Source organism: Allobaculum sp. (genome assembly GCF_047010065.1).
GTDB classification, from domain to species: Bacteria; Bacillota_I; Bacilli_A; order Erysipelotrichales; family Erysipelotrichaceae; genus Allobaculum; species Allobaculum fili.
The window spans coordinates 1-3,006 of sequence record NZ_JBKXLD010000152.1 but is presented as its reverse complement, the minus strand read 5'-3'; the positions used below and the strand labels follow the sequence as shown (position 1 = coordinate 3,006).

At 51.2% G+C, this 3,006-nt stretch carries 3 protein-coding genes; all 3 read right to left on the bottom strand.

Annotation, left to right across the window (positions count from 1 at the left end; translation table 11 throughout):
• Positions 1 to 216: 216 nt before the first annotated feature.
• Positions 217 to 1,167, bottom strand: a complete 951-nt coding sequence (locus ACLUYS_RS09700) for an anthrax toxin lethal factor-related metalloendopeptidase (RefSeq protein ID WP_230267890.1) — start codon at positions 1,165 to 1,167, stop codon at positions 217 to 219.
• 34 nt (positions 1,168 to 1,201) lie between these two features.
• Positions 1,202 to 1,624, bottom strand: a complete 423-nt coding sequence (gene rbfA, locus ACLUYS_RS09695) for a 30S ribosome-binding factor RbfA (RefSeq protein ID WP_230267889.1) — start codon at positions 1,622 to 1,624, stop codon at positions 1,202 to 1,204.
• Positions 1,614 to 3,006, bottom strand: a 1,393-nt coding sequence (gene infB / locus ACLUYS_RS09690; protein WP_412659761.1) for a translation initiation factor IF-2, incomplete at its 5' end; no start/stop codon positions are given. The genes rbfA and infB, both read right to left, overlap by 11 nt.

The following is a 3,006-nucleotide window of genomic DNA, read 5'->3' as shown; positions in this document are numbered from 1 at the left end:
TTAGCGTATCTAATATTCAGTCTCGCGTATACCCGTCGATTGTTTGACACTTACGCCTGTTTCCTTTTGACAGCCGTTCTAAAAACGATTTCACAGAAATGAAAAACGGCTTTCTCTGTTCGAAAACAGAGAAAACCATTCAAAGAAATTTGTACAGTTGTGGATTATACAGGCAGAGCACGAAAGACGTTCCCGCAGAAAAAGAAAGTAAGATTTCTATCCGAGATATTCGAAGAAAAAGTCATATACGGCCGGACTCATTTCTTTTAATAAATCCGGATACAGGAAATAGTAGACGCCGGCTTCCGCGAAAAATTCGCTGCGGTTCGTCGCTCCATATTCACCGAAGAGATCTTTTTGCGTCTCATAAATTTCTTTCCAGCGCGGCAAAGAGGATATGCGCAGCGTCGATCCGTGCGTTCGTACATCCGCCAAATGGACCAGTTCGTGAACGATCGTCTCCTTAAAGCTTTCCGGACTGGAAAGACTGCATGTTCTTCCGTTTCGAAAATACGTAAGGTATTCCGACCGGTTCAGATCCGGCACCTTGATGGCGGCGGTGAAGTTGGACGCACGTGAAAAACCGGCTGCATCAATATTCGTCTCCTGCTCGATCGCCTGGTTGAACGAGTTTTCGCTCAGAAAATAAATTCCAGCCGCCTGCTTTTTCAGAGCGGAGGGCAGTTCGTGAATCATCTGCACGATCGCCTTCTTTTCCGCGTCGCCCGGCATAGATGCCTGATCGCTCACTTCAAAATAGACCGCCGGATGTTCATTGCCTTCCTGCACGCAGTTTTCAAAGAGGGATGAGGACTGCTGCAGCGTCTGCTGGACAGCCGAGTCGCGCACGGTAATCAGCTGAATAAACGGAACCGGCGTATGAAGCAGATAGACGAAATAGCCGCAAAACGCCGCCACGCCCGCTGCCGAAATGAGAAAAGACAGAATTTTACGCTTTCGAAACAGGAAAAAGAGAAAAACCGTGCCCCCCACGGTCAGCGAGGGAACGATCAGTGCCGGAGAGGATATGGCCTGTTTCCAGATGATCTCAAAATCGCCGGCAAAAACGATCAGGAAAAGAAAGAGCGATCCAGCAAAAAGTCCGTACAGCAGCGATACGAAGAAGGCAGAAAGAGAACTCTTCCTGCCTTGCGGTTTATTTTTCATTTCTATGGGTCAAATGCGTCCAGAAGAGAAAGCCTTAGTTTTCTTCGGTTTTCTCTTCTGCGTCAGCCGCGTGGGCTTTCGCTTCTCTGGCTTCTTTGGATGCCATGGTTTCGCTGCTGTTCTTATTCAGAGAACTCAGAATCGAGTCGATCTTGCGGCCCTGATCGAGAGAGGTATCCTGAACAAAAATCAAATCCGGCATCTTGCGCGCTTTGATGTTGCGGGCGAGCGTACTGCGGATAAAGCCTTTCGAGGCCTGCAGCACTTTCATTCCGGCATCATTGCGTTCCTGTTTTCCCAGAAAGGAGACGTATACTTTCGCCTGCGACATATCGCGGGTGCATTCCACATCCGTAACGGTCACGAAGCCGAGTTTCGGGTTTTTCAGTTCGAACTGAAGAATCCGACTGATCTCCTTTTTGAGGATCTGATCCATTCTGTCCTGTTTAAGCGTCATTTTTAACTTCCTGATCTTCGAAAGCTTCAATGATATCGCCGACTTTGATGTCGTTGAAGTTTTCAATTGTCATACCGCATTCAAAGCCCTGGCTGACTTCCTTCACGTCCTTATCGAAACGACGCAGGGATCCCAGCTTGCCGGTGTAGACAACAATGCCATCGCGGATCAGGCGGCATGAGGAGTTATGGCGAATCACGCCGTCGGTTACGTACGAACCAGCGATGGTTCCGACTTTGGATGCCTTATAAATCTGACGAACTTCTGCCTGACCGGTAACGACTTCTTCGTAAACCGGGGCGAGCATGCCTTTCATCAGGCCTTCAAGTTCTTCAAGTGCCTTGTAAATAATGTTGTGCAGTCGGATTTCCACGCCTTCTTCTTCCGCTTTCTTACGAACGGCTGCTGTCGGACGGATGTTGAATCCGTAAATGATGGCGTTCGACGCGGAAGCGAGCATGATATCCGATTCGGTGATGGAACCGACGGTCGAACGGATGACGTTGACTTTGACGGTATCCACAGCCAGCTTTTCGATCGAGGCTTTCAGGGCTTCTGCAGAACCCTGAACGTCGGCTTTGATGAGGACGTTGATTTCCTTCATATCGCCTTCGCTGATCATGCGGGCCATATCTTCCAGAGAGCGGGCAGAGGAAGAAGCACGTTCCGATTCAATCTGCTTGGACTGACGGTGACCGGCAATCTCAGCAGCCTTTTTATAGGAATCGTAAACCATGAACACATCGCCGGCACGCGGCACTTCGTTCAGACCGATAATTTCGACTGGAGTCGACGGTCCTGCACTCTTGAGTTCCATACCCTTATCCGAAGTCATCTTACGGATACGGCCATAGGCGGTTCCGGCAACGAGAGAATCGCCGGAGTGGAGCGTACCCTGCTGAACGAGCAGCGTAGCGACCGGTCCGCGGCCTTTATCGAGCTTGGCTTCAATAACGGTACCGCTGGCGGCTGCATCCGGGTTGGCTTTCAGCTCCTGCATATCGGCAACGAGAAGCAGGGATTCGAGCAGGTCGTTTACGCCCTGACCGCTGCGTGCGGAAATCTGGTTGAAAATCGTATCGCCGCCCCATTCTTCCGGCATGACGCCCTCGTTGGCGAGTTCGCTCATGACACGGTCCGGGTTGGCACCTGGTTTATCGATCTTGTTGACGGCAACGACGATTGGTACCCCGGCTGCACGGGCGTGGTCGATCGACTCTTTCGTCTGCGGCATGACACCGTCATCGGCTGCGACGATCAGAACGACGATATCGGTAATCTGGGCACCGCGAGCTCGCATGGCGGTAAACGCTTCGTGACCCGGAGTATCGAGGAACGTAACCTTACGGCCGTTCAGGCTGACCTGGTAGGCACCGATGTGC